22 protein-coding genes are annotated in these 25,837 nt (G+C 61.9%); 15 read left to right on the forward strand and 7 right to left on the reverse strand.

Translation table 11 applies throughout. The features are described 5' to 3' along the window. The first annotated feature begins 50 nt into the window (after positions 1 to 50). Entirely contained in the window at positions 51 to 1,955 is a 1,905-nt protein-coding gene (gene thiC / locus BOP93_RS02365; RefSeq protein WP_065886550.1) for a phosphomethylpyrimidine synthase ThiC, read from the forward strand. A 144-nt stretch (positions 1,956 to 2,099) separates the two neighbouring features. Continuing rightward, positions 2,100 to 3,389: a putative hydroxymethylpyrimidine transporter CytX gene (cytX, locus tag BOP93_RS02370; protein ID WP_104501424.1), complete on the forward strand. Its 1,290-nt coding sequence runs from the start codon at positions 2,100 to 2,102 to the stop codon at positions 3,387 to 3,389. On the opposite strand, the gene BOP93_RS02375 is transcribed toward cytX, so the two are convergent. Continuing rightward, the gene (locus BOP93_RS02375) at positions 3,358 to 4,104 is read right to left on the reverse strand and encodes an RsiV family protein (RefSeq protein ID WP_104501425.1); all 747 of its coding nucleotides are present in this window, start codon (positions 4,102 to 4,104) and stop codon (positions 3,358 to 3,360) included. The two genes, cytX and BOP93_RS02375, sit on opposite strands and share 32 nt — an antisense overlap. Before the next feature lie 194 nt (positions 4,105 to 4,298). Here BOP93_RS02375 and BOP93_RS02380 point away from each other — a divergent pair, with 194 nt between their 5' ends. From BOP93_RS02380 to BOP93_RS02415, 8 genes are all read left to right on the forward strand, one after another. Continuing rightward, positions 4,299 to 4,916, forward strand: a complete 618-nt coding sequence (locus BOP93_RS02380; RefSeq protein ID WP_065886547.1) for an NUDIX domain-containing protein — start codon at positions 4,299 to 4,301, stop codon at positions 4,914 to 4,916. Continuing rightward, on the forward strand, positions 4,907 to 5,356 hold the full coding sequence (locus BOP93_RS02385; protein ID WP_065886546.1) for a DUF1249 domain-containing protein: 450 nt from the start codon (positions 4,907 to 4,909) through the stop codon (positions 5,354 to 5,356). Before BOP93_RS02380 ends, BOP93_RS02385 begins: the two co-directional genes overlap by 10 nt. 97 nt (positions 5,357 to 5,453) lie before the next feature. Beyond that, positions 5,454 to 6,266 carry a 3',5'-cyclic-AMP phosphodiesterase gene (gene cpdA, locus BOP93_RS02390; RefSeq protein WP_104501426.1) on the forward strand — a complete coding sequence of 271 codons (813 nt, stop codon included), beginning with the start codon at positions 5,454 to 5,456 and terminating at the stop codon, positions 6,264 to 6,266. Positions 6,267 to 6,446: 180 nt separating this feature from the next. Beyond that, the gene (locus BOP93_RS02395) at positions 6,447 to 7,055 is read left to right on the forward strand and encodes a YqiA/YcfP family alpha/beta fold hydrolase (RefSeq protein ID WP_065894478.1); all 609 of its coding nucleotides are present in this window, start codon (positions 6,447 to 6,449) and stop codon (positions 7,053 to 7,055) included. 45 nt (positions 7,056 to 7,100) lie between these two features. Beyond that, a complete protein-coding gene (gene parE / locus BOP93_RS02400) occupies positions 7,101 to 9,005 on the forward strand; it encodes a DNA topoisomerase IV subunit B (RefSeq protein WP_104501427.1) in 1,905 nt (634 codons plus the stop codon). Next, positions 9,005 to 10,000, forward strand: coding sequence for an esterase-like activity of phytase family protein (locus BOP93_RS02405; protein WP_065886542.1), 996 nt, complete (start codon positions 9,005 to 9,007; stop codon positions 9,998 to 10,000). The genes parE and BOP93_RS02405 overlap by 1 nt, the downstream gene beginning before the upstream one ends. A gap of 70 nt (positions 10,001 to 10,070) precedes the next feature. Beyond that, a complete protein-coding gene (gene parC / locus BOP93_RS02410) occupies positions 10,071 to 12,335 on the forward strand; it encodes a DNA topoisomerase IV subunit A (RefSeq protein WP_065886541.1) in 2,265 nt (754 codons plus the stop codon). 173 nt (positions 12,336 to 12,508) lie between these two features. Further along, entirely contained in the window at positions 12,509 to 13,219 is a 711-nt protein-coding gene (locus BOP93_RS02415; RefSeq protein WP_065894482.1) for a PqiC family protein, read from the forward strand. A gap of 128 nt (positions 13,220 to 13,347) precedes the next feature. Here the strand turns inward: BOP93_RS02415 and BOP93_RS02420 are convergent, their stop codons facing one another. Continuing rightward, complete coding sequence (locus BOP93_RS02420) at positions 13,348 to 14,880, reverse strand: AhpA/YtjB family protein (protein WP_104501428.1); 1,533 nt, start codon at positions 14,878 to 14,880, stop codon at positions 13,348 to 13,350. A 133-nt stretch (positions 14,881 to 15,013) separates the two neighbouring features. Here BOP93_RS02420 and serB point away from each other — a divergent pair, with 133 nt between their 5' ends. After that, a complete protein-coding gene (serB, locus tag BOP93_RS02425) occupies positions 15,014 to 16,228 on the forward strand; it encodes a phosphoserine phosphatase SerB (RefSeq protein ID WP_104501429.1) in 1,215 nt (404 codons plus the stop codon). A gap of 122 nt (positions 16,229 to 16,350) precedes the next feature. On the opposite strand, the gene asd is transcribed toward serB, so the two are convergent. Genes asd through BOP93_RS02440 form a run of 3 tightly spaced genes read right to left on the reverse strand, consistent with a single transcriptional unit; the run spans position 16,351 to position 19,635 of the window. After that, positions 16,351 to 17,211, reverse strand: coding sequence for an archaetidylserine decarboxylase (gene asd / locus BOP93_RS02430; RefSeq protein WP_104501430.1), 861 nt, complete (start codon positions 17,209 to 17,211; stop codon positions 16,351 to 16,353). Positions 17,212 to 17,226: 15 nt separating this feature from the next. Beyond that, a complete protein-coding gene (locus BOP93_RS02435) occupies positions 17,227 to 18,042 on the reverse strand; it encodes a rhodanese-like domain-containing protein (RefSeq protein WP_104501431.1) in 816 nt (271 codons plus the stop codon). A gap of 57 nt (positions 18,043 to 18,099) precedes the next feature. Next, positions 18,100 to 19,635, reverse strand: coding sequence for an HDOD domain-containing protein (locus BOP93_RS02440; protein WP_104501432.1), 1,536 nt, complete (start codon positions 19,633 to 19,635; stop codon positions 18,100 to 18,102). A 167-nt stretch (positions 19,636 to 19,802) separates the two neighbouring features. Between BOP93_RS02440 and motA the strand changes: the two genes are divergently transcribed. Both motA and motB read left to right on the forward strand, forming a co-directional pair. After that, positions 19,803 to 20,654, forward strand: coding sequence for a flagellar motor stator protein MotA (gene motA, locus BOP93_RS02445; protein WP_065886533.1), 852 nt, complete (start codon positions 19,803 to 19,805; stop codon positions 20,652 to 20,654). Between the two features lie 3 nt (positions 20,655 to 20,657). Further along, positions 20,658 to 21,680 carry a flagellar motor protein MotB gene (gene motB, locus BOP93_RS02450; protein WP_104501433.1) on the forward strand — a complete coding sequence of 341 codons (1,023 nt, stop codon included), beginning with the start codon at positions 20,658 to 20,660 and terminating at the stop codon, positions 21,678 to 21,680. 139 nt (positions 21,681 to 21,819) lie between these two features. Here the strand turns inward: motB and rsgA are convergent, their stop codons facing one another. Continuing rightward, the gene (gene rsgA / locus BOP93_RS02455) at positions 21,820 to 22,851 is read right to left on the reverse strand and encodes a small ribosomal subunit biogenesis GTPase RsgA (RefSeq protein WP_065886530.1); all 1,032 of its coding nucleotides are present in this window, start codon (positions 22,849 to 22,851) and stop codon (positions 21,820 to 21,822) included. 108 nt (positions 22,852 to 22,959) lie between these two features. On the opposite strand from rsgA, the gene orn reads away from it, so the two are divergent. Further along, complete coding sequence (gene orn, locus BOP93_RS02460) at positions 22,960 to 23,502, forward strand: oligoribonuclease (protein ID WP_104501434.1); 543 nt, start codon at positions 22,960 to 22,962, stop codon at positions 23,500 to 23,502. A 617-nt stretch (positions 23,503 to 24,119) separates the two neighbouring features. Further along, the gene (locus BOP93_RS02470) at positions 24,120 to 24,737 is read left to right on the forward strand and encodes a trimeric intracellular cation channel family protein (protein WP_170827587.1); all 618 of its coding nucleotides are present in this window, start codon (positions 24,120 to 24,122) and stop codon (positions 24,735 to 24,737) included. Here BOP93_RS02470 and queG read toward each other — a convergent pair. Beyond that, complete coding sequence (gene queG / locus BOP93_RS02475) at positions 24,734 to 25,798, reverse strand: tRNA epoxyqueuosine(34) reductase QueG (RefSeq protein ID WP_065886527.1); 1,065 nt, start codon at positions 25,796 to 25,798, stop codon at positions 24,734 to 24,736. The genes BOP93_RS02470 and queG overlap by 4 nt on opposite strands. Positions 25,799 to 25,837 lie beyond the last annotated feature (39 nt).

Consider the following 25,837-nt stretch of genomic DNA (forward strand, 5'->3'; position numbering starts at 1 on the left):
CAGGTTCGCTCCGACAACAATCCACCGCCCGGATAAGTTGGAGAGCCCTGATGAGCACCGAATTAAAAAGCCAAAAATCAAAAAACACCGTGCACTTGAGTGAATCGGCCAAGGTCGACTCCGGTTCCGTGCAGCCGTTTACCCGCTCACAGAAGATCTATGTACAGGGCTCGCGTCCCGATATTCGCGTGCCCATGCGCGAAATCAGCCTGGATGTGACGCCCACCGAGTTCGGCGGTGAAATCAATGCACCGGTGGTGGTCTACGACACATCGGGTCCGTATACCGATCCCAACGTGATCATCGACGTGCGCAAAGGCCTGGCCGACGTGCGCTCGCCCTGGATCGAAGAGCGCGGCGATACCGAGCGACTGGCTTGCCTGAGCTCACGCTACGGCCAGGAACGCCTGGATAACCCGGACCTGGCCTACCTGCGCTTTGCCCACCTGCAGAACCCACGACGGGCCAAGGCCGGCGCCAACGTCAGCCAGATGCACTACGCGCGCAAAGGCATCATCACGCCCGAAATGGAATATGTGGCCATCCGCGAAAACATGAAGCTTGAGGAAGCCCGCGCCGCCGGCCTGCTCAAGCAGCAGCATGCGGGACACAGCTTTGGCGCCAGCATTCCAAAGATCATCACGCCCGAATTTGTCCGTGAAGAAATCGCCCGTGGCCGCGCCATCATCCCGGCCAATATCAATCACACTGAACTGGAACCGATGATTATCGGCCGTAACTTCCTGGTGAAGATCAACGGCAATATCGGTAACAGTGCGCTGGGCTCGTCCATCGAAGAAGAAGTGGCGAAGATGACCTGGGGCATTCGCTGGGGCTCCGATAACATCATGGACCTGTCCACCGGCAAGCACATCCACGAAACCCGCGAGTGGATCATCCGCAACTCGCCGGTGCCGATCGGCACCGTACCCATCTACCAGGCACTGGAGAAAGTCGACGGTGTGGCGGAAGACCTGACCTGGGAACTGTTTCGCGACACCCTGATCGAGCAAGCCGAACAGGGCGTCGACTACTTCACGATCCATGCCGGTGTATTGCTGCGCTATGTGCCGCTGACCGCCAACCGCGTCACCGGCATCGTCAGCCGTGGCGGCGCGATCATGGCCAAATGGTGCCTGGCGCACCACAAGGAAAACTTCGCCTACACGCATTTCGAAGAAATCTGCGAAATCATGAAAGCCTATGACGTCAGCTTTTCGCTGGGCGATGGCTTGCGTCCGGGCTCGGTGGCCGACGCCAACGACGCCGCGCAATTCGGTGAGCTGGAAACCCTTGGCGAGCTGACCAAGATCGCCTGGAAGCACGACGTGCAAACCATGATCGAAGGCCCCGGCCACGTGCCGATGCAGTTGATCAAGGAGAACATGGACAAGCAGCTCGAATGCTGCGATGAGGCGCCGTTCTACACCCTCGGCCCGCTGACTACCGATATTGCGCCGGGCTATGACCACATCACCTCCGGCATCGGCGCGGCGATGATCGGCTGGTTCGGTTGCGCCATGCTCTGCTACGTCACGCCCAAGGAACACCTGGGTTTGCCGAACAAGGATGACGTGAAGACCGGGATCATCACTTACAAGATCGCCGCCCACGCCGCCGACCTCGCCAAAGGCCATCCGGGCGCGCAGATTCGCGACAACGCGCTGAGTAAGGCGCGCTTCGAATTCCGTTGGGAAGACCAGTTCAACCTGGGCCTGGACCCGGACACCGCGCGGGCGTTTCACGACGAGACCCTGCCGAAAGAGTCCGCCAAGGTCGCGCATTTCTGTTCGATGTGCGGGCCGAAATTCTGCTCGATGAAAGTCACCCACGAAGTGCGTGAGTACGCGGCCAACCAGCGCATTGAAGCGGTGGATGTGGACGTGGCCAAGGGCTTGGCCGAGCAGGCGGAGCGGTTCAGGCAGGAAGGCAGTCAGCTCTACAAGAAAGTCTGATTCGGGATTGCAGGCGCCTGTACCGGCCTCATCGGGGGCAAGCCCCCTCCCACACTTGAATGTGTTCGCACTTCGAAATGTGGGAGGGGGCTTGCCCCCGATAGCCGTCTTTCAAACAACAAATGCCCCTCAGAGATTCCACCCTTGAGCATTCAACCGAGCACCTATTCGCCGGACATTGCAGTCCCCCAGGACAGGCGCGTCTTCGGCGCCCGCGACCTGTTCTCCCTGTGGTTCTCCCTCGGCATCGGCCTGATGGTCCTGCAAACCGGCGCCTTACTGGCGCCGGGCCTGGGGTTGTCGGGTTCATTGCTGGCCATCTTGCTCGGCACCCTGGTCGGCGTGCTGTTGCTGGCCGCCGTCGGCGTGATCGGCAGCGACACCGGGCTGTCCGCCATGGCGACGCTCAAGCTCAGCCTCGGTAGCCGCGGTGCGAGCCTGCCGGCGCTGTTGAACCTGCTGCAATTGATTGGCTGGGGTTCGTTCGAAATCATCGTCATGCGCGATGCCGCCAGCTTGTTGGGTACGCGTGCGTTCAGCGAGGGCAGCCTGTTGGCGAGCCCCTTGTTGTGGACCGTGTTGTTTGGTGGCCTTGCCACCGTGCTGGCGGTGAGTGGCCCGCTGACCTTCGTGCGGCAAATCCTGCGCAAATGGGGCATCTGGCTGCTGCTCGCGGCCTGTCTGTGGCTGACCTGGAACCTGTTCGCCAGGGCCGACCTCGTCGCGCTGTGGGCCCAGGCCGGTGACGGCTCGATGCCGTTTGCGGTGGGCTTTGACATTGCCATCGCCATGCCGCTGTCGTGGCTGCCGCTGATCGCCGACTACTCACGCTTTGGCAAGCGCGCGAAAAGCGTGTTCGGCGGCACCGCGCTGGGGTTCTTTATCGGTAATTTCTGGCTGATGAGCCTGGGGGTGGCCTACACCCTGGCCTTTGCGCCCAGCGGTGAAGTCAATGCGCTGCTGTTGGCCCTGGCCGGTGCCGGCCTCGGTATTCCGCTGTTGCTGATCCTGCTGGACGAGTCGGAAAACGCCTTTGCCGACATTCACTCGGCGGCGGTGTCGAGCGGGATGCTGCTGCGTTTGAAAGTCGAGCACCTGGCGTTGGCCATCGGTGTGATTTGCACCGTGATTGCCTGCCTGGCGCCCCTGGCGCAGTACCAGAACTTCCTGTTGCTGATCGGCTCAGTGTTTGCGCCACTGTTCGGCGTGGTACTGGTGGATCACTTCATCCTGCGCCGTCGGCGCCAGGGCGCGGTGACCCAGCTGCATTGGCCGGCGCTGCTGGCGTGGCTGGGCGGCATCGGCACCTACCACCTGCTGGCGCACCTGTATCCGGAAATCGGCGCAACCCTGCCGGCATTGCTGCTGGCAGGGTTGCTGCAGTTCATCCTGGGGCGGGCGGTCAGTGGCGCGCGGGCATCAGCTCAGGCTTGATCACACCGGTCAGGCGCGCATAGGGGATGGTGATTTCGATCAGCCCCTGGGCGTAGGGGGCGATGGTGGTGACGTTGTACTTGAGCACCACGCCGCCGCTGGTCAAGGCCACGTTCGGGGTTTTCTGGAACGGCCAGTTCTTCACGAACTCCGGGTCGCGGTCCATTTTGGTGTTGATCAACCAGCTGTTGTGGGCAACTTTCGCGGTATTCCAGAAGGCCTGCTCCTGGCCGGGCAACAGCATGTCGGCCAGGCTCAATTCCTTGTGCAGCACCCGTGAATAGTTGATGAAACCGCGGCCAGGTTCACCGTGGGCCACGCCGGTGTCCAGGTAGCTGGACACTTCAACGATCACCAGTCCGTCATGCTGCTCACGTACCTTGGCCTGCAAGTACATGCTGTGGCGGTCGGGGGATTCGCGCAGGAACCTGTCCCGGTAGGCATTCAGGGTCGCCGGCACGCTGGCGCCGGGCGTGGTGCGAGTCATCTGCAGCAGGCGCTGCTCGACCAGTTTGTCCAGTTGCGGGTCGGCGGGGAAATGCACGGTGTCGATGTTCACCAGCGGACAATCAGGGCTGCCGCAGCCGGGCTTGATCTGCTCCGACTTGTCGGTGGTGACGTCCAGCGGTTTGAGCTGGCCGGGCTGGAACAGGCTCTGGCAGGCACCCAGGGTCAAGGCAATACAAGCCATGGAGGCGATTTTTAAAAGCGACATGTGTGTCCTTCGTAAATCGATGGAAAGCGAAAAGAGTAGCGCTTGGACTGCCAACAGGGCCGCCAGTTCGCCACTAGACTGATTAGTGTGAGTTTGACGCCCGCCGTCTATCCCGGCAACCGGAAAGGGGCTGCGCCGAGCCACTTGGGCGCGTTAGGATGGCGCCCACTGCACGGCTTATGACGAGGAAGAATATGACGGACTTTACGAAGTCGACGCCGAAGAATATCGAGATTGTTCAGCGCGACTCTGCCTACAAGGGCTTCTATCAGCTCGATCGGGTGCAACTGCGCCACGAGAAGTTCGACGGCGGCATGAGCCGCGTGATCAATCGTGAAGTGTTTGTGCGCCATGATGCGGTGTGCGTACTGCCCTACGATCCGCAGCGCGATGAAGTGGTGCTGATCGAACAGTTCCGCGTCGGCGCCATGGGGCGTGCCGACAACCCGTGGCTGGTGGAAATGGTCGCCGGCCTGATCGACAAGGACGAGCAACCCGAGGAGGTTGCACACCGCGAAGCCGAGGAGGAAGCTGGGCTGACATTCTCCGCGCTGTGGCCGATCACCAAGTATTTCCCGTCGCCAGGCGGCAGTACCGAGTTCGTCCACCTGTACCTGGGCCGTTGCGACAGCTCACAGGCCGGTGGTATCCATGGATTGGAAGAAGAGGCCGAAGATATCCGCGTGACCACCTGGGCATTCGAAGATGCCTTCCAGGCTGTGCGCGACGGCAGGATTTCCAATGCAGCCAGCATTATCGCCCTGCAATGGCTTGCGCTTAATCGCGCGGAAGTGAGGGGGCTATGGCAGTAAAGGCACGGGAACGTTACCGGGTTGACCTGATCGGGCTGCAAGCCGCGTGCGAGGCCAACTATGCGCGGCTGATGCGCCTGCTCCCCGACATGCGCCACACGCCCCAGGCGCGGCGCATTGCCGTGACCCACGGCGACCAGATGCTCGGCGTGCTGACCCTGGAAGTCATCGTCAATTGCCCGTACACCACCACCCTGCGTGTGCGCCAGGAGCACAGCCTGCCCTGGCTGCCGGTGCCGCAGCTGGAAGTGCAGGTGTACCACGATGCACGCATGGCCGAAGTGATCAGCGCCGAACATGCGCGACGCTTTCGCAGCATCTATCCTTACCCGAATGTGTTCATGCACCAGCCCGATGAGAAAGCCCAGCTCAATGTGTTCCTCGGCGAATGGCTGAGTCACTGCCTGGCCCTGGGCCATGAGTTCGAAGTCGTGCGGTAGATGTGAACTGCGTTTGTTTCCCTGGGTTTCCTCTTTGCGTCCTGCCCCAGCATAATTGCCCCACCTGTCTATTCCTGTGACCGCTAGGGAGAGCGCCTTGCCGAGCGTATCCGCCATGAACCCTGACGCTGTGCTGTTGGTGCAACTGTCCGACAGCCATTTGTTTGCCGATGCAGACGTTACGCTGCTGGGCATGAACACCCGCGAAAGCCTGCAGCGGGTGATCGACCTGGTTCGCGAACAGCAGTCGCACATTGATCTGGTGCTGGCCACGGGAGATCTGTCCCAGGACGGCACACTTGAGTCATACCAGCATTTTCGCGATATGACGGCGCCGATAGCCGCTCCCGCGCGCTGGCTGCCCGGCAACCACGATGAGCCGCAGATCATGGCCGACGCCGCCGTGCACAGCGACCTGCTGGAGCCGGTGGTTGACGTCGGCAACTGGCGCGTGACCCTGCTGGACTCCGCCGTACCCGGTTCCGTGCCCGGCTACCTGCAGGACCAGCAGCTGCAACTGCTCGTCCAGGCCTTGAGCGAAGCGCCGAACCGGCATCATCTGGTGTGCCTGCATCATCACCCGGTGTCGATCGGCTGCGCCTGGATGGAGCCTATCGGCCTGCGCAATCCGGACGCGCTGTTTGCCGTGCTTGACCGCTTCCCCCAAGTGAAAGCGGTTTTGTGGGGGCATGTGCACCAGGAAATCGACAGCGAGCGCAACGGCGTGCGCCTGCTGGCGTCGCCGTCCACCTGCATCCAGTTCGCGCCCGGGAGTGAGGACTTCCAGGTCAGCGACCAGGCCCCAGGCTATCGCTGGCTGCGTTTGCATGCCGACGGGCGGTTGGAGACCGGGGTGGAGCGGGTCAGGGATTTCGCTTTCACCGTCGACTACGGCAGCAACGGCTATTAACAGCTGTAAACACTGATCAAAATGTGGGAGGGGGCTTGCCCCCGATGGCGGTGTGTCAGCTGCCACATGTGCTGACTGACACTCAGCCATCGGGGGCAAGCCCCCTCCCACATGGGTTCTCACACAGGCCCCTTATCCCTGTAAACTGCGCCTCTTTGGCTGAGTCACGGAGAGCCCGGCATGTCCGCTTCGATCCTCTATATTCACGGTTTCAACAGTGCGCCGGCCTCCAACAAGGCCAGCCAGTTGATCACCGTAATGGGCAAGCTTGGCCTGTCCGAGCAGCTGCGTGTTCCGGCGCTGCATCACCATCCGCGTCAGGCGATTCCTCAATTGGAGGAGGCCATCGCAGAACTGGGCAGGCCGCTGCTGGTCGGCAGTTCATTGGGCGGCTACTATGCAACCCATCTTGCCGAACGCCATGGCCTCAAGGCGCTGCTGGTCAACCCGGCGGTCAGCCCCCATCGGATGTTTGACGGCTACCTGGGGACCCAGAAGAACCTCTACACCGACGAAAGCTGGGAGTTGACCCTCGACCACGTCACGGCGTTGGCCGAGCTGGAAGTACCGGCTCCTCAGGACGCCGCGCGTTATCAGGTGTGGTTGCAGACCGGGGACGAAACCCTGGATTATCGCCTGGCCCAGCAGTATTACCGGGCCTGTGCCTTGCGCATCCAGGCCGGTGGCGACCACGGTTACCAAGGGTTCGCCCAGCAATTGCCGGCATTGTTGAGCTTTGCCGGCATTGGCGCTGATCAGTATCAATCCTTCGATTTTTCGTCACTGTAAAAATCGCAGGTCATTTTTTAATCGAACGACTCACGACGAGACCCCATGGCCACTCCCAGCGCTAGCTCTTATAACGCCGACGCCATCGAAGTCCTCTCGGGCCTCGACCCGGTGCGCAAACGCCCCGGCATGTACACCGACACCAGTCGGCCGAACCACCTTGCCCAGGAAGTCATCGACAACAGTGTCGACGAAGCCTTGGCCGGGCACGCCAAGTCGGTGCAGGTCATTCTCCACGCCGACCACTCCCTGGAAGTGTCCGACGACGGTCGCGGCATGCCGGTGGACATTCACGCGGAAGAGGGTGTATCGGGCGTCGAACTGATCCTCACCAAGCTGCACGCCGGCGGCAAGTTCTCCAACAAGAACTACCAGTTCTCCGGCGGCTTGCACGGCGTGGGCATTTCCGTGGTCAACGCCTTGTCCACGCAGGTCAGGGTCAAGGTCAAGCGTGACGGCAACGAATACCAGATGACCTTCGCCGATGGCTACAAAGCCACCGAGCTGGAAGTGGTCGGCACCGTCGGCAAGCGCAACACCGGCACCAGCGTGTACTTCGCGCCGGACCCGAAATACTTCGATTCGCCGAAATTCTCCATCAGCCGTCTCAAGCATGTGCTCAAGGCCAAGGCCGTGCTGTGCCCGGGCCTGTTGGTGAGCTTTGAAGACAAAGGCACCGGCGAAAAGGTCGAGTGGCACTACGAAGACGGCCTGCGCTCCTACCTGGAAGATTCGGTCAGCGACTTCGAACGCCTGCCCAACGCGCCGTTCTGCGGCAGCCTGGCCGGTAACAAGGAAGCCGTCGACTGGGCGCTGTTGTGGTTGCCCGAAGGTGGCGACAGCGTGCAGGAAAGCTACGTCAACCTGATCCCCACCGCCCAGGGCGGCACCCACGTCAACGGCTTGCGCCAGGGCTTGCTGGACGCCATGCGCGAATTCTGCGAATACCGCAGCCTGCTGCCGCGCGGCGTGAAGCTGGCGCCGGAAGACGTGTGGGAACGCATTGCGTTCGTGCTGTCGATGAAAATGCAGGAGCCGCAGTTCTCCGGCCAGACCAAGGAGCGCCTGTCCTCCCGCGAGGCGGCGGCGTTTGTCTCCGGTGTGGTCAAGGATGCCTTCAGCCTGTGGCTCAACGAGCACCCGGAACTGGGCCTGGCCCTGGCGGAGCTTGCGATCAACAACGCCGGTCGTCGCCTCAAGGCCAGCAAGAAAGTCGAGCGCAAGCGCATCACCCAGGGGCCGGCATTGCCCGGCAAGCTGGCCGATTGCGCCGGGCAGGACCCGATGCGCTCCGAGCTGTTCCTGGTGGAAGGTGATTCCGCCGGCGGTTCCGCCAAGCAAGCGCGGGATAAGGAATTCCAGGCGATCCTGCCGTTGCGCGGCAAGATCCTCAACACCTGGGAAGTCGATGGCAGCGAAGTGCTGGCCAGCCAGGAAGTGCACAACATCGCCGTGGCCATCGGCGTCGACCCTGGCGCAGCGGACATGAGCCAGCTGCGCTACGGCAAGATCTGCATCCTCGCCGATGCCGACTCCGACGGCCTGCACATTGCTACCTTGCTGTGCGCGTTGTTCGTGCAGCACTTCCGCCCGTTGGTGGATGCCGGTCACGTCTACGTCGCCATGCCGCCGCTGTACCGCATCGACCTGGGCAAGGAGATTTTCTACGCCCTGGACGAAGCCGAACGCGATGGCATCCTCGATCGCCTGGTGGCCGAGAAGAAGCGCGGCAAGCCACAGGTCACCCGATTCAAGGGCCTGGGTGAAATGAACCCGCCGCAACTGCGCGAAACCACCATGGACCCGAACACCCGGCGTCTGGTGCAGTTGACCCTGGAAGACTTCGCCGGCACTTCGGAAATGATGGACATGCTGCTGGCGAAAAAGCGTGCGCCGGATCGCAAGGCCTGGCTCGAATCCAAAGGCAACCTGGCCGAGGTATTGGGCTGATGCGCACAGGCGTCGCCCTGGCGATCCTGATGGTGTGCGGGTTGGCAGCCACCGATGGGGTGGCCGCGCCTGTGGCTGAGCTCAAGTTGGTGTCGGAACATCCGGTAGACGGCATGCGCGGCGGCAACCTGTCGGGCCTGGCGCTGTGCGGCAAGGACCTGTGGACGGTATCGGACCGCGATGATGACCGGATTTATCGTCTGGACACCCGCGAGCCGACCTGGAACGCCGAGGCATTGACGATCGACGTACCCCCGGTGCCCGAATCCGGCTTGCCGTGGGGGTTGCGCTCGCGCACCAAGGCGGCTTCGTTCATTCGCGGTGGAGACCTGGATTTCGAAGGCATCAGCTGTGATGCCGCAGGCAACCGCTACATCGTCAGCGAAGCCCATGCGGCGGTGTTGCAGGTACCGGCAGCCGGCGCCCCCGAATGGTTGAAGATCGCCCCGGGCATGGTGCGCGAGGCGCGGGCCAGCGGCATGTTGCTGCACTTCAATGCGTTGTTCGAAGGCCTGACGGTGAACCCGCAAGGCAATCAGATCTGGCTGGCCGCCGAGCGTGAGCGCCGTGGCCTGATCTCGATCAAGCGCGGGCAGAGCGTGTGGGATTGCGAGGGGGCTTGCGTATTGTTGAGCGAGGCCGGGCTGGAAGTGCAGCCGGCGCAGTTCACCAACGCCAAGGCCGTGTCCAAGGATTTTGCCGACCTGGCGCTGTTCAACGACAAGCTGTTCACCCTGGAGCGCAATGCATTCCAGATTTGCCGACGCGATACGGTGACGGCCAAGGTTGAGCTGTGCTGGTCGTTTGCCGACGAAACCCTGACGCCCGAACGGCGTTACCCCCAACCTTATGGCCTGGCCGAAGCCCTGGTGGTGGACGCCGACGGCGCCTGGATTGGCATCGACAATAATTTTGGCGCGCGTGCCGACGGTGAAAAGCGTCCGGTGGTCTATCGGTTTGCCGCCCCGGCCGGTGGCTGGAGTGCCCAGCCGTGAGCCGCGACTTTTTTGAATTGAATCAGCGCAGCGGCAGTTCCGCTGCGCCTTACCCAACGATGAGGCCCGCATGAGTGACATCCTCGCAGACAGCTTAGATGGCGTAGAACGCCGATCGCTGGCTGACTTCACCGAAAATGCCTACCTCAACTACTCCATGTACGTGATCATGGACCGTGCCCTGCCGCATATCGGCGACGGCCTGAAGCCGGTACAACGGCGCATTATCTACGCCATGAGTGAGTTGGGCCTGGACGCCGATTCCAAGCACAAGAAGTCGGCGCGTACCGTCGGTGACGTGCTCGGCAAGTTCCACCCCCACGGCGATTCGGCCTGCTACGAAGCTATGGTGCTGATGGCCCAGCCGTTCAGCTACCGCTACACCCTGGTCGACGGCCAGGGTAACTGGGGGGCGCCGGATGATCCCAAGTCCTTCGCCGCCATGCGTTACACAGAGGCGCGTCTGTCGCGTTATTCGGAAGTATTGCTCAGCGAGCTGGGCCAGGGCACCGCGAACTGGGGGCCCAACTTTGACGGCACCCTCGACGAACCCCTGGTGTTGCCGGCACGTTTGCCGAATATCCTGCTCAATGGCACCACCGGCATCGCGGTCGGCATGGCCACCGACGTGCCGCCGCACAACCTGCGCGAAGTCGCCGCCGCCTGCGTTCGCCTGTTGGATGAGCCAAAAGCCACGGTCGAGCAGCTCTGCGAGCATATTCAGGGCCCGGACTACCCGACCGAAGCGGAAATCATCACGCCGCGCGCCGACCTGCTGAAAATGTACGAAACCGGCAAGGGTTCGGTGCGCATGCGCGCGGTGTATCACGTCGAAGATGGCGACATTATCGTGACCGCGTTGCCGCATCAGGTGTCCGGCGCCAAGGTGCTGGAGCAGATCGCCGCGCTGATGCAGGCCAAACCGTCGAAGCTGCCGCAGGTCGCCGACTTGCGCGATGAGTCCGACCACGAGAACCCTTGCCGCATCGTGATTATCCCGACCAACAGCCGGGTGGATCATGCAGTGCTGATGCAGCATCTGTTTGCCAGCACCGACCTGGAGTCCAGCTATCGGGTCAACGTCAACATCATCGGCCTGGACGGCAAGCCGCAGCTCAAGAACCTGCGTAACCTGCTGGTGGAATGGCTGGAGTTTCGCGTACAGACCGTGCGCCGGCGCCTGCAATTTCGCCTGGATAAGGTCGAGCGTCGCCTGCACCTGTTGGACGGCTTGTTGATCGCCTACCTCAACCTGGATGAAGTGATCCATATCATCCGTACCGCCGAGCACCCGAAGGCCGAGCTGATCGCGCGTTTCGAGTTGAGCGAGATCCAGGCTGACTACATCCTCGACACCCGCTTGCGCCAGTTGGCGCGGCTGGAAGAAATGAAGCTGCGCGACGAGCAGGACGCACTGCTCAAGGAACAAGCCAAGCTGCAAGCGCTGCTGGGCAGTGAAGCCAAGCTCAAGAAGCTGGTGCGCAGCGAGCTGATCAAGGACGCCGAAACCTACGGCGATGACCGCCGGTCGCCGATTGTCGAGCGTGCGGAAGCGAAAGCTCTGACAGAAACCGAGCTGCTGCCTAACGAGAAAATTACCGTCGTTCTGTCGGAAAAGGGTTGGGTTCGCTCCGCCAAAGGGCATGATATTGACGCCACGGGGCTTTCGTACAAGGCCGGTGATGGCTTCAAAACCGCCGCCGCCGGACGTTCCAACCAGTTTGCGGTGTTTATCGACTCGACCGGGCGCAGTTATTCGGTGCCGGCCCACACGCTGCCTTCCGCACGAGGGCAGGGCGAGCCGCTGACCGGGCGCCTTACACCGCCACCGGGGGCGAATTTCGAGTGCGTGCTGCTGCCGGACGATGATTCGCTGTATGTCATCGCCTCCGACGCCGGTTACGGATTCGTGGTCAAGGGTGAAGACCTGCAGGCCAAGAACAAGGCGGGCAAGGCGCTGCTGAGCCTGCCGAACAATGCCAAGGTGATCCTGCCGCGACCGGTGGAGGATCGTGAGCACAACTGGCTGGCCTCGGTGACCACCGAAGGGCGTCTGCTGGTGTTCAAGATCAGCGACCTGCCGCAGCTGGGCAAGGGCAAGGGCAACAAGATCATTGGTATCCCGGGAGAGCGGGTGGCCAGTCGCGAAGAGTACGTGACCGACATTGCCGTGATCCCCGAAGGCGCTACGCTGGTGCTTCAGGCCGGCAAGCGCACGCTGTCGCTGCGCCCTGACGACCTTGAGCACTACAAGGGCGAGCGCGGTCGACGCGGCAACAAACTGCCTCGAGGCTTCCAGCGAGTGGATGCTTTGTTGGTAGAAACGCCTGCTTAAGGCGTACTAGAGGCCTCGATCTACGATTTAACGCGTAGATCGACGCTTTGGCGCTGGAGTCATGGCGCATATTCACGGATGATATGGCCTTTCCAGCGCCGGCGTGGCCGAGCGTGTTTAGGTTATTTTTAGTATTACATTGTGGTTCGCCTTGTGGCAGCCACCTGGATGGGATGATGACTGCTCCACGCCTTCCTCTATTTTTGATGCTCGCTGGCCTGTTGGGGCTGGCGGGTTGCAGCACGCACCAGCCGGTGTCGCTGTACCAGCTGGACAGCGGAAGTCCGGCTCAGCCAGCACAGACCGCCGGCATGGCGGTCCTGCTGGGTCCGGTCATCGTTGCTGATTACCTGCAACGCGAGACCCTGCTCCAACGTCAGAACGACGGAAGCCTGCAAGGTTCCACGGATGGTCGTTGGGCGGGCAGCCTTTCTTCCGATATCAATCAATTGATGTTGCGTCAGGTGGCCGGTCAGTTGGACAGCCAGCGCGTGGTCCTGGCGCCAGGCCCATCCGGGTTTTCTCCGGATGTGCAGGTGTTGCTGACTATCACGCGGCTTGACTCCGGCAAGTCGCAACCGGCGATCCTGGATGCACAGTGGCGCTTGATCGACCGTCGCGGGCAAGTACGGGACAACCGTATCGTGCACCTGCAGGAAGAACATGCCGGCACCACCGCGTCCCAGGTCCAGGCCCAGGGCGTATTGTTGCAGCACCTGGCGCAGCAGTTGTCGGTGGCGCTCAAGCCGCTGGCCAACCAGCCGCCGATTGCCGAGGCACCGCGCAAGCAGGCACCGGCACAAGCCAAGCCCGCAACGCCGGAAAAACCGAAGATGCCGATGGCAACACCGATTCGTACGGATCTGGAAGTGTTCAGGTTTTGATCTGAATGCCAGGCAAACAAAAGGCCCGCTGAGTAAGCGGGCCTTTTGTTTGGGCTGCAATTTAAGCTGCACCACAATTAACTGTGGGAGGGGGCAAGCCCCCTCCCACATTAATGCCTCATTGTGCTTCAGGGCTTGCGGGTCTCATGCATCCGCGCCAGCTGGCGCTCCAGCATCGACGGATACGGCTCCATCAAACGCTCCACACAGCTGGCGCCCTCAGGGCTGGCAATTGGGCGGATGCGTGCGCGCTGGCGGATCAGCGTGTCTTCACTGATCTTGCGCTCCACCAGCAGCAGGTTGCGGCTGTGCTGGGACAAGGCCAGGGCATCCTGGGCAATCTCGGTCAGCAAGAGGTCGATCTGGCTGATGCCGAACAGGTCATCGCCCACCGTCAGGCCCAACTGCAATTGCAAGGTAATGCCGCTGTCCGCCACTTCGATCTGCAAGGCATGGCCCAGGGCGCGCAGCAACTCGCCGCAGCAGATGGCGTTGGTCAGGTAATCTTCGCCGCTGTCTTCGCTGTGGAACAGCATCAACGTGCTGCCGTCGTTCAGGGTGTGCAGTTCGCTCTGGTAGAGCGAGGCCGCCTGGTCGAGACAGTCGCGGTAGCGTTCCAGCAATTCCGTCAAGCGGGCGCGGGGCAGGCGGCGCAGTTGGTCCTGGGCACCCAGTTGCACGGCCAGTACGGCGCTGTACTGGGGCTCGGTGCTCTTGGGCGCAAGCGCTTTCGGCGCTACGGCAGGCGCGGTGTCTGCGGTATCGCGCAGGTCGGCGAACGGGTCTTCGTCATCCAGCTCGTCTTCTTCGGCCTTGACCACATGCCGTGGCGCAGGCTTCAAACCCGCCACCGGAGCGCTTTCGTCAAAGCCTGGGTCACGCAGGTCGCGCACTTCAAACTCAGGCTCGTCGTCGTTGTAGTCGGCCTCGTCGTACTCCGGCTCGGGTTCAACCTCAGGTACCGTCGGCTCCGGCGCGAAGCTGGCATGCAGCTGGCGCGCGAGGTCGCCGATTTCGTCCTGGCGGTCCGTGGCCGGGGTATGTTCGTCGATATCGCGCAGCCAGATGCGCAGTTGCATCAACGGCGTGGAGATATGCCGCCCCAGGCGCAGGCTCAAGGCCAGGGCCAGGGCCAACAGGATCGCGCTCAGGATGCCCATGCTTTGCAGGCTGATGGTCATCGGTTGCTGGAACTGTTGCATGTCCAGGCTGATGCGCAATTGGCCGGCTTTCACATCCTGGAACGTGATATTGCTCTGGTACAGGCCCTCGGCTTCGCCCAGCAGGCCGTTTTTCGGGCGCTGCCCGGCTTCGGCCATGATCCGGTTGTCCACGCTATAGATGGCAGCGTGGGCCACCAGCGGGTTTTTGGTCAGGTTGTTGAGCAGCACGTTGAGGCTGAGAATGTCGTTGGACACCAGCAACTCAGTCGCCGAGGTGGCGGTCTGGGTGGTCAGGCTCTCGCCCAGGGCGTCGGCTTGCTCATGCATGGCCTGCTTGAACTGCAAACCCATCACGCAGGCGTAGATCACCAGGGCCAGAGCGACCAGGATCACGTTATGGCTGGCGATGCGTAATGCGATCGGTACACGGCGGTGGCGCAGTGCCCGGAAGATCAGCAGGAAGAAGTTATCGGTTTTTACTGGCGTGGGCCGGTTCACTTGCGCTCGGCTCTTGGTCCGTGAAGTTGACGCGCAGTATAGCGACAGGCCCATGACCGGCAAAGCGCTGGCTGTGCCCGATGGTCACTGAAAGTGGGTAGAATGCGGTTTTTTTCCAGCCTGGGGGTGCGCTTTGCGCGAAATTGTCCTGATCAACATCACAGGTCTTGACCGACCGGGTCTCACCGCTGCCATTACCGGTGTTCTGGCCCAGGGTGGTGTGAACATTCTCGACATCGGCCAGGCGGTGATCCACGACACCCTGTCGTTCGGCATTCTGGTGGAAATTCCCAGCACCGAGCAGGCATCGTCGGTCCTAAAGGACATCCTGTTCACGGCCTACAAACTCGATCAGCAGGTGCGTTTCACGCCGGTGTCCGAAGCCGATTACCAGCATTGGGTCGAAGGCCAGGGCAAAAAACGCCATATCGTGACGTTGCTCACCCGCAAGGTAACGGCCGAACAACTGCAGCGCGTCAGCTCGATCACGGCGCATTACGGGTTGAATATCGACCATATCGACCGCCTGTCGGGACGTATGCCGCTGGACACGCCGGCGGACAAAGGCAAGGGCTGCATCGAGTTTTCCGTGCGCGGCGAGTCGGCCGATGCGCAAGCGCTGCGTGCCGAATTCCTGAGCGTGGCCCAGGAGCTGAATGTCGACATCGCCTTCCAGGAGGATTCACTGTTCCGACGCAATCGTCGTCTGGCGGTGTTCGACATGGACTCGACCCTGATCGAAGCCGAAGTCATCGACGAGCTGGCCAAGGCGGCGGGTGTAGGCGAGCAAGTCAGCGAGATTACCGAGCGGGCAATGGCCGGTGAGCTGGATTTCCGTGCCAGCTTCAAGGAGCGCCTGGCGCTGCTCAAGGGCCTGGACGTGAGCGTGCTCGACTCCATCGGCGCTTCCCTGCGCCTGACCGAAGGCGCCGAAACCCTGTTCGCCGAACTCAAGCGCCTGGGCTACAAAACGGCCATCTTGTCCGGTGGCTTCACCTACTTTGCCAAGCAACTGCAGGCCAAGCTGGGCATTGACTATGTGTTTGCCAACGAGCTGGAAGTGGTGGATGGCAAAGTGACCGGCGTGGCGGTGGAACCGATTGTCGACGCGCAACGCAAGGCGGACCTTCTCAGGGAGCTGGCACACAAGGAAGGCTTGCGCCTGGAACAGACCATTGCGGTCGGCGACGGCGCGAACGACTTGCCAATGCTGGCGATTGCCGGGCTGGGCGTGGCGTTCCGCGCCAAGCCGTTGGTCAAGCAGTCGGCCAAGCAGGCGATTTCGACCTTGGGGTTGGATGGGGTGCTGTATCTGCTGGGCTTGCGCGACCGTGATGGGCAGCTCTAACTGACGAAACGTGCTCAAAAATGTGGGAGGGGGCTTGCCCCCGATTGCGGTAGTCCAGTCAGAGATGTATTGACAGGTCCACCGCCATCGGGGGCAAGCCCCCTCCCACACTTGGTTCTGCGTCAGGCCTTGGGTGTTGCGATACCCTGGCCCATCTGCACGGGCGAGCCTGCCAACAACGCTTCGGTCCATTTCACCTGATCCGGCCCGAACAGCACGATAGCGGTCGAACCCAGCTTGAAGCGCCCCAGCTCCGCACCTTTTTCCAGGTGAATCGGTGCACGGGCAGCTTCGTCATAACGGAAGGTTTTCAGTTCGCGCTTGGGCGGCGTTACCAGCCCGGCCCATACGGTCTCAATCGAGGCCACGATCATCGCGCCCACCAATACCACGGCCATCGGGCCGCGTTCGGTGTCGAACAGGCAGACCACCCGCTCGTTACGCGCAAACAGTTCCGGTACGTTCTCGGCGGTGGTCTGGTTCACCGAGAAAATTCGCCCTGGCACATAGACCATCTCGCGCAAGGTACCGGCCAGTGGCATATGCACCCGGTGGTAGTCCTTTGGCGACAGGTAGATGGTGGCGAAGTCGCCGCCCATGAACGGCGCAGCCAGCGCAGCGTCGCCGCCCAGCAGTTCCAGCACGCTGAAGCTGTGGCCCTTGGCCTGGAACACACGGCCATGTTCGATCGGGCCGAGCTGGCTGACGGCACCGTCGGCCGGGCTCAGTACGGCGCCCGGCGTTTGATCCAGCGGGCGCGCGCCGTCTTTCAGTGCGCGGGTGAAGAAGGCATTGAAGTGCTCATAGGCGGTCAGGTCTTCAACCAGCGCCTGGGACATGTCCACCTGGTAACGCTTGGCGAACCATTGGGTGAAGGCATTCTTGAACCAGCGCACGCGGCACTCGGCAATGCAGCCGGCCAGGCGCGAGAGCAAGTGGTGTGGCAGCAAATACTGGCTGAGGATAAACAACTGCTTTTTCATAACTGTCCTTAAACCTTAAATCTCAACGGGGGTGTCGGGGTGGTTGCCCCATTCGCCCCAGGAACCGGCATAACCTTTGACTCGTGGATAACCGAGCGCCTTGGCCACCAGGTAGGTGAAGCCAGAGCGGTGGTGGGTCTGGCAGTGGGTGATGATTTCTTTATCGCGGGTCAGCCCGAGGTCTTCGAGGATTTGCGGCATGTCGCGGCGGATGCGCAGGCTGCGCGCCGTATCCATGCCGGCGGTCCACTCGAAGTTCACGGCGCCGGGGATGTGCCCGGCTTTGGCCGCGAGGACTTTTTCACCGGAGTACTCCAGCGGGCCGCGTGCGTCCCAGATACCCAGGTCGGCGGCGCCGAGCCGGCTTTGCAGGTATTCGCGGGTGGCGGTGGGGCCGTCGTGCAGCGTAAGGCTGACCGCGCCGTTGGCTGGCGCGGGTATCTCGGTGGAAACAGGGTGCTTCTCGTCCAGCCACGCCAGCAGGCCACCGTCGAGGTAGTGATACTTCTGGTGGCCGATCACGTCGAGCATCCAGATAAAGCGTCCGGCCCAGCCACCCCCTTCGTCGTCATACACCACATAAGTGGCATCGGGTGTGTGGCCCAGCTCGCCGAACAGCTTTTCCAGGTCAGCCTTGTGCGGCAGCAAACCGGGTGCATGCGGCTGGCCCAGTTGGGTGCGCTTGGGGTCAACGAAATGCGCGCCGGGGATATGCCCTTCGGCGTAGCGGGCGGCACTGGTGAGGTCCACCAGAATCAGGTGTTCGGCATCAAGGCGACCTTGCAGGTCGCTGCATTCGATCACCAGCGGCAAGCCAGAGAAGTCAGGCATGTGAGGTCTCCTGGGCACAAATGTTGGCGATAAAGGAGGGCGATTGTAGCGCAAGCATCAGGCGCTGCGGTTGGTAAAGCTGTGCAGGGCTTTTTCGACGCATTGCGCGGTTTTGCCGAAGGCTTGCACGGTGGTTTCCGAGAACGGCCCGCCACCCTGGTCCGCCACCATCAGCATGACCACGCGGCCATTACAGCTCAGCGAGCGCAACAGCAGGTGCTCGCCGGTAAACAGGCGGCGCAGGATTGGCGGCAGCAGCGCTGCGAACTGCGCATGGTTGTCAGGGCCGAGACGCACCTGGGCGGACTTTTCCAGCAGGCGTTGCAGCAATGTACTGTTGACCACGTCCAGGCTCAGGTTGGCCGCATCCTTCGGCAAGCCATCGGCCTGATGCACACGCAAGGTGCTCAAGGCGCGATCGGCCATGAACAGCAATACGCGCTGCATGCCGCTGGCGACCAGGGCTTCCTTGGCGCATGTGGTCAGGTGCATCGCATTGGCAAAGCGGCTCGGTTCGACCAGCAGCTCTGTGCAACGGTTGCGCCACAGCGCCAGTGCTTCGGCCGTCGGCGGCGGTGCGGGCAGCAAGCCACGATGGACTTTTTGCACGTCCCACGGCCAGATCAGCGACAGGGCCGGGTGCCAGAGGTCAGGCATCAAGGTGCTGCGGGCGCTGGTGACCGCTTGCTGGTGAACCTGCTGCTGCACCTCGCTCAGTGGCTCCTGCAGGTACAGCGCAGTGAGGTATTGCCAGCGCTCGGTGTGCGGGCAGGTCCAGGATTCCTGCGCCGACATCGCCAGACCGTTGGCCAACAGTACGGTATTGGCCGGCTGATTCAGCCAGCGGCGCAGGTTGGGTTCGGCGTCGAGTAACTGCTGGTGGCGCAGCGGGTCGTCTTCGCGGGCGATACGCAATGCCTTGACCAGCAGACGCCGCTCGCCCAGCAGCAGGTTATAGCCCTGGGATACCCAGATCGGCAGGTGCCAGGCCGCAGTCAGGCCAAGGCACAGGTCCAACAGGCGCACGCCGAACACTTGCTGCTCGACCTTGCGCGCCGACTCGCCCTTGTGGATCACCCGCAGCTCCCATTCCTCAAGCAGCTTGGGGTAGGCCACGGCCATCGGCCACAACGGTGACAGAAACAGCAGGCTGCCCCAATGGATGTCCTGCCACAGGCGCGCCAGGCGGCTGCCGAACAGGCCGTTGGCTTGCTGGGACGCGTGCTGGCTGACCAGCAGCAGTTGGCGCAGCGCGACGGGAATCTCACGGGCCGGCACCGACGGCAGGCGCGCCAACAGTTCTTCGGCGCGTTTAAGGCCGAGGCGATTGAGCGCCACTTCGAGGTTTTCCGCCGGTTCCGCCAGGCTGCCGTGAGTGTGGCTGTTGGCCTCGCGCATCACGCTGAGCACCAGGGCCGGGCTGTCTTGCATCAGCTCGGCAATGTCCCTCAATGAGCTGCGGCTGTCGCGGATGGCTTTGCACACACGCTCGTGGCTGACCTGGGGAACGGGCAGCAGCACGTCGTCCAAGCGCTGAATCCAGGCGGCGAGGGTGGTGGGTCTTGCAGTTGGAACTGTCGTTTCATTAGCCATGGTTGGGGCGCGATCATCATATGTGTTCAACACACCCGTAACGGGCTGAATTGGCTTTTCGCCTTAACGGGCTATAGTCTGGCGCAGTTTTGCCGATAAGTAGAACAAGAGTTTTTCAGCTGCACCCACTATGTCCATGAACCCGACGGCGCAAGTACAGATCCCCTATGGCTAAAATTATCGGCATCATTGTCGTCATCGCAAGTGTGCTCGGTGGGTACGTCCTGTCCCACGGTAAGATTGCCGCGCTGATTCAGCCTTTCGAAGTGTTGATTATTGGCGGCGCCGCCTTTGGCGCTTTCTTGCAGGCCAACCCCGGCTACATGACCATGCACGTGATCAAGAAGTCGCTGGGCATGTTCAGCTCGCGCTTCTCCCACACGTTCTATCTGGAAGTGCTGGGGCTGGTCTACGAGATCCTCAACAAGAGCCGCCGCGAAGGCATGATGGCCATCGAAGGGGATATCGAAGACGCCGCCGCCAGCCCGATCTTCGCCAAGTACCCGGCCGTGCTCAAGGACGAGCGCATGACCGCGTATATCTGCGATTACCTGCGCATCATGTCCTCCGGCAACATGGCGCCCCATGAGCTCGAAGGCCTGTTCGACATGGAGCTGTTCAGCCTAAAGGAAGAGCTGGAGCATCCTTCCCACGCCGTGACCGGGATTGCCGACGGCATGCCGGGTTTCGGTATTGTCGCGGCGGTACTGGGTATCGTGGTGACCATGGCCTCCCTGGGCGAGGGCGATCAGGCGGCCATCGGCATGCACGTCGGTGCGGCGCTGGTGGGCACCTTCTTCGGTATCCTGGCGGCCTACGGTTTCTTCGGCCCGCTCGCCACCTCCCTGGCGCATGACGCCAAGGAAGAAATCAACCTCTACGAAGCGATCAAGGCGTCCCTGGTCGCCTCGGCGTCGGGCATGCCGCCGTCGCTGGCAGTGGAGTTCGGGCGCAAGGTCTTGTACCCGAAACATCGCCCAAGTTTCTCCGAGCTGGAACAAGCGGTTCGCGGTCGCTAAGCCATGGAAAACAACCAGCCGATCATCATCAAGCGCGTCAAGCGCTTCGCCGCGGGGCATCACGGCGGCGCCTGGAAAATCGCTTTCGCCGACTTCGCGACGGCGATGATGGCGTTCTTCCTGGTGCTGTGGCTGATGTCCACCGCCACCCCTGAACAGAAGATCGCCATTGCGGGTTACTTCAAGGACCCGATTGGTTTTTCGGAAAGTGGTACACCCTTCGTGATCGACCTGGGTGGCTCGCCGCAGTTGGCGCCGGAGCGCACCATCAATCCGGAGGTGCAGACCGAATCGCCCCAGGAAAAAATCCCGATTGAGCGCGATAAGGTCGAGAGCATGGCCGAACAGGTCGAGAAAGAGCGCCTGGAGCTGTTGCTGCAAGAACTGCAGAACAAGGTTGAGGAAAACCCGCAACTGCTCAAGTTCAAGGATCAGATTTCCTTCGAGATCACCCCGGAAGGCTTGCGTATCCAGATCACCGACGCCGCCAACCGGCCGATGTTCGATTCCGGCAGCGCGCGCTTGAAGCCGTACTTCGAAGATATCCTGTTGGCCATGGCCGACACCATCAAGGCCGTGCCGAACAAGATCAGCGTCAGCGGCCACACCGATGCCAAGCCCTATGCGGGGCAGGGCGACTTCGGCAACTGGGAGCTCTCGGCCAACCGCGCCAACGCCGCCCGCCGTGCGCTGGTGGCCGGCAGCTACCCGGACCCGCAAGTGGCGCGGGTGGTGGGCTTTGCGTCATCGCAGTTGTTTGATCCGAAAGATCCGTTCAACCCGATCAACCGGCGTATCGATATCGTTGTGTTGACCAAAAAGGCCCAGCGTGCGATCGAGGGCGATCAGCCGCCACCACCGCCTGCACAGGGTGAGGGCGCTCCCGGTGAAGTGCCGGCGGACCCGAACGCGCTCCCGCCAGGTCAGGAGCCGCTGCCGGCCCATGAGCTGCGCCAAAAGCTGAACCTGTTTGATGACGGTGGGGTGAAGGACCCGACGGTGCCTGCGCCGGCGCCGGGGTCGTAATCTCCAGATACGACAAGGCCGTCTCATTGTAGGAGCGAGCTTGCTCGCGAAAAACGTCAACGATAACGCGTGTATTCAGAATGCCCGCGTTGCGCTTGGTGTCTTCGCGAGCAAGCTCGCTCCTACAGAGGCTGGCGGCTTAGTAACTGCTCTCAGGCAAACTCGCAATAATCGATCGATAGCTGTTCATGCGCTGTTGCTGCACACGCCCATCCTCCAGCGCCTTGAGCAATGCACAACCCGGCTCGCGGTCGTGTTTGCAGTCGCGGAAGCGGCAGGTGCCGATCAGGTCGTTGAACTCGATGAAGCCTGCTTCCACGTCGCTGCGGCTGACATGGCCGAGGCCGAATTCACGAATGCCCGGGGAGTCGATCAGTTCACCGCCACCTGGGAAGTGGAACAGCCGTGCGGTCGTGGTGGTGTGCGTACCCTGGCCGGACAGTTCCGACAGCGGGCCGACACGGGTGTCGACTTCCGGCAGCAAGCTGTTGACCAGCGACGACTTGCCCACGCCCGACTGGCCGACAAACACGCTGATGCGCCCGTCCAACTGCTGTTGCAGTTGTTCCATGCCGTTGCCGTGATGGGCCGACACTTCCAGCACCGGGTAGCCCAGGGTGCGGTAGACCGCCAGCAAAGCGTTGAGCGCCGGAGCGTTCTGTTCGTCGATCAAGTCGAATTTGTTCAGCAGCAGCAGCGGGCGAATCCCGGCATGCTCGGCGGCGACGAGGTAGCGGTCGATCAGGTTGGCGTGGGGCTCGGGCAGCGGCGCGAACACGATCACGATCATGTCGACGTTGGCCGCCACTGGCTTGAGCTGACCGCGGCTGTCGGGGCGGCGCAGTTCAGTGCTGCGTGGCAACTGGGCGACGATCACGCCGATGCCCTGGTTGCCGGCGCGCCACACGACTTTGTCGCCCGTTACCAGCGCGGGCAGGTTGGCGCGCAGGTGGCAGCGGGACACAGTGCCTGCGAGTTCGCCTTCCAGCGCCTCGACTTCGACCTGCACGCCGAAGTGCGCGATCACCAGGCCGGTTTGTTCGGGCCCCAGGTCGCCGCCCTCGAGCGCTTCCACGGCGGAGGATTCACGTTTGGCGGCGCGCGCTGCGCGTTCACCTTGAATCTTTTCGATGCGCCAGTTTTGGCGACGATTGAGCTGGCGTTTGGCCATTGGTGTTCCGTGTCGATAATGCAAAAGTTGGGTAAAACGGTCGCGAGTCTAGCACGGCGCCGCCTGCTAAACTGCGCAGCTACGCCAAGGTGCCAAGAGAATCAAGCCATGCAAAACCCACAGAACCTGATTTGGATCGATCTGGAAATGACCGGTCTGAACCCCGACACCGACGTCATCATCGAGATGGCGACGATTGTCACCGACAGCAACCTCAACACCTTGGCCGAAGGTCCGGTGATCGCCATTCACCACAGCGATGCCGTGCTTGCCACCATGGACGAGTGGAATACCCGCACCCATGGCAACTCGGGCCTGACCCAGCGCGTACGCGAGAGCCGCATCAGCATGGCCGAAGCCGAAGCCCAAACCATCGCCTTCCTGGAGAAATGGGTACCCAGGGGCAAGTCGCCGATCTGCGGCAACAGCATCTGCCAGGACCGGCGCTTCCTTTATACGCATATGAAGGGGCTGGAAAGCTACTTCCATTATCGCAACCTGGACGTGTCGACCTTGAAGGAGCTGGCTGCGCGCTGGGCGCCGGAGGTCAAGGACAGCTTCCATAAGGGCAGCACGCACCTGGCGCTGGACGATATCCGCGAATCGATTGCCGAGTTGCAGCACTACCGCAAGCATTTCATCAAGGCGTGAATTCGACGCGACCGCTGGACATGTGGGAGGGGGCTTGCCCCCGATGGCGGTGTGTCAGGCCCGGATGCATTAACTGACACTCCCTTATCGGGGCATAGGTATCTACATAACTCAGCAGTGCCCAACAGTAACCACGATGCGCAGCGAGTCGCTCTTGATCTGGCTTTTGATCTTGATCTCAGGCGCCCCGTTAAACCACGCTGGCCGAACGCAGGCTTGAATCCGTGGGTAACCCGGCAGGACGCCGGGTTAGCCGCCCCGCGCCATGGATGGCGCGTGGCGGCGGCCCACGGATTCAAGCCTGCGTTCGGGCACACCGAGCATTAGCGAGGTGCCGAGTGGTGGGGCAAGAGCGTTTTGCTTACTTTTGCGCTTTTCAAAAGTGAGCCGCCGTAAGGGCGGAACCCATAGCAGCCGTTACCGCAGAAACGGATATGTACACGGTCCGATCCAACATCCTGGTCGGCCCAGAGGCCGCCATCGGGGGCAAGCCCCCTCCCACATTGGAATGGATTTGCAAATCCAAGTGTGCAAGGGCGACCGGGTTTATCTCGGAGCGCCCCCTTTTGGTGCCATCAGCAAATGATTAGACTGCCGGCCTCCCTGCAAGGATCGCCATCATGCTGTTGATGCTCTACCTCATCGCCATCACCGCCGAAGCCATGACCGGCGCCTTGTCCGCCGGTCGACGCGGCATGGACTGGTTTGGCGTGGTGCTGATTGCCTGCGTGACGGCGCTGGGTGGCGGGTCGGTGCGTGATGTGCTGCTGGGGCATTACCCGCTGACCTGGGTCAAGCATCCTGAATACCTGGTGCTGACCTCGGTGGCCGCGCTGGTGACCATCTTTATCGCACCGCTGATGCGCCGCCTGCGCTCGCTGTTCCTGGCGCTGGATGCCTTGGGTTTGGTGGCATTCACCCTGATCGGCTGCATGACCGCCCTGGAAATGGGGCACGGCATGCTGGTGGCCTCAGTCAGCGGCGTGATCACCGGCGTATTTGGCGGCATCCTGCGAGACATCTTCTGCAACGACATCCCGCTGATCTTTCGCCGTGAGCTGTACGCCAGCGTGTCGTTCCTGGCCGCCTGGTTCTACTTGCTGTGCCTGTATCTGCAATTGCCCAGCGAACAGGCGATTCTGCTGACCCTGTTCAGCGGCTTTCTACTACGCCTGCTGGCGATCCGTTTTCACTGGGAAATGCCCAAGTTCGTCTACAACGACGACGTACACTAGCGTGCGGCGTGTTGCTTGAGCGCCCACTCCACGTGTTCACGCACCAGTTCCGACGGGTAATCGCGCCGCGCCTTCAACGCTTCCAGCACCGCAATGCTCGACGGCGCATTGCCCAGGCCCACCGCCAAATTTCGCAGCCAGCGCTCGTAACCGGCGCGGCGCAAGGGTGAGCCTTCGGTGCTGCTGAGGAATTTATCCTCGTCCCACATAAACAATTGGGCAAGTTCCGCGTTATCCAAATTATGCCGTGGCTTGAAATCGCTTTCGGCGGTGGTGCGGGCGAAACGATTCCACGGGCAAACGATCTGACAGTCATCGCAGCCAAATACACGGTTGCCGATCAGTGGGCGCAGGTCTTCGGGAATGGCGCTCTTGAGCTCGATGGTCAGGTAGGAAATGCAGCGCCGGGCATCCAGCACGTAGGGGCCGACGAAGGCGTTGGTAGGACAGATGTCCAGGCACGCGGTGCAGCGGCCGCAGTGTTCGGTGGCGTGGGGTGGGTCCACCGGCAATGGCAAATCGACAAACAGTTCGCTGAGGAAGAAATAGCTGCCGGCCTTGCGATTGAGGACCAGGGTGTTTTTGCCGATCCAGCCGAGGCCGGCCTGCTCGGCGATGGCTTTTTCCAGGACCGGCGCGCTGTCGACGAAGGCACGAAAGCCGAACGGCCCGATCTGCGCCTGGATACGGTCGGCCAGTTGCTGCACACGCTTGCGGATCAGCTTGTGATAGTCCCGGCCCAGGGCGTAGCGCGAGATATAGGCTTTTTCCGGCTGGGCCAGCAGTTGCGCCATCTGGGTGTCGCCGGGCAGGTAATCCATGCGCAGCGACACCACGCGCAAGGTGCCCGGCACCAGCTCGTCGGGGTGCGAACGTTTGCTGCCGTGGGCGCCCATGTAGTCCATCTCGCCGTGGTAGCCCGCGTCGAGCCAGCGTTGCAGGTGCTGTTCATGCTCGGCCAGGTCCAGGCCGCTGATGCCGACTTGCTGGAAGCCCAGCTCGCGGCCCCAGTCTTTGATCGATTGGGCGAGGGCGGGCAGATCGGAGGTAATAGCGGGCATGAGACACGGGAAACCACAGGTTAGATGCGTATAATTCTG

The organism is Pseudomonas orientalis (assembly GCF_002934065.1).
GTDB classification, from domain to species: Bacteria; Pseudomonadota; Gammaproteobacteria; order Pseudomonadales; family Pseudomonadaceae; genus Aquipseudomonas; species Aquipseudomonas orientalis_A.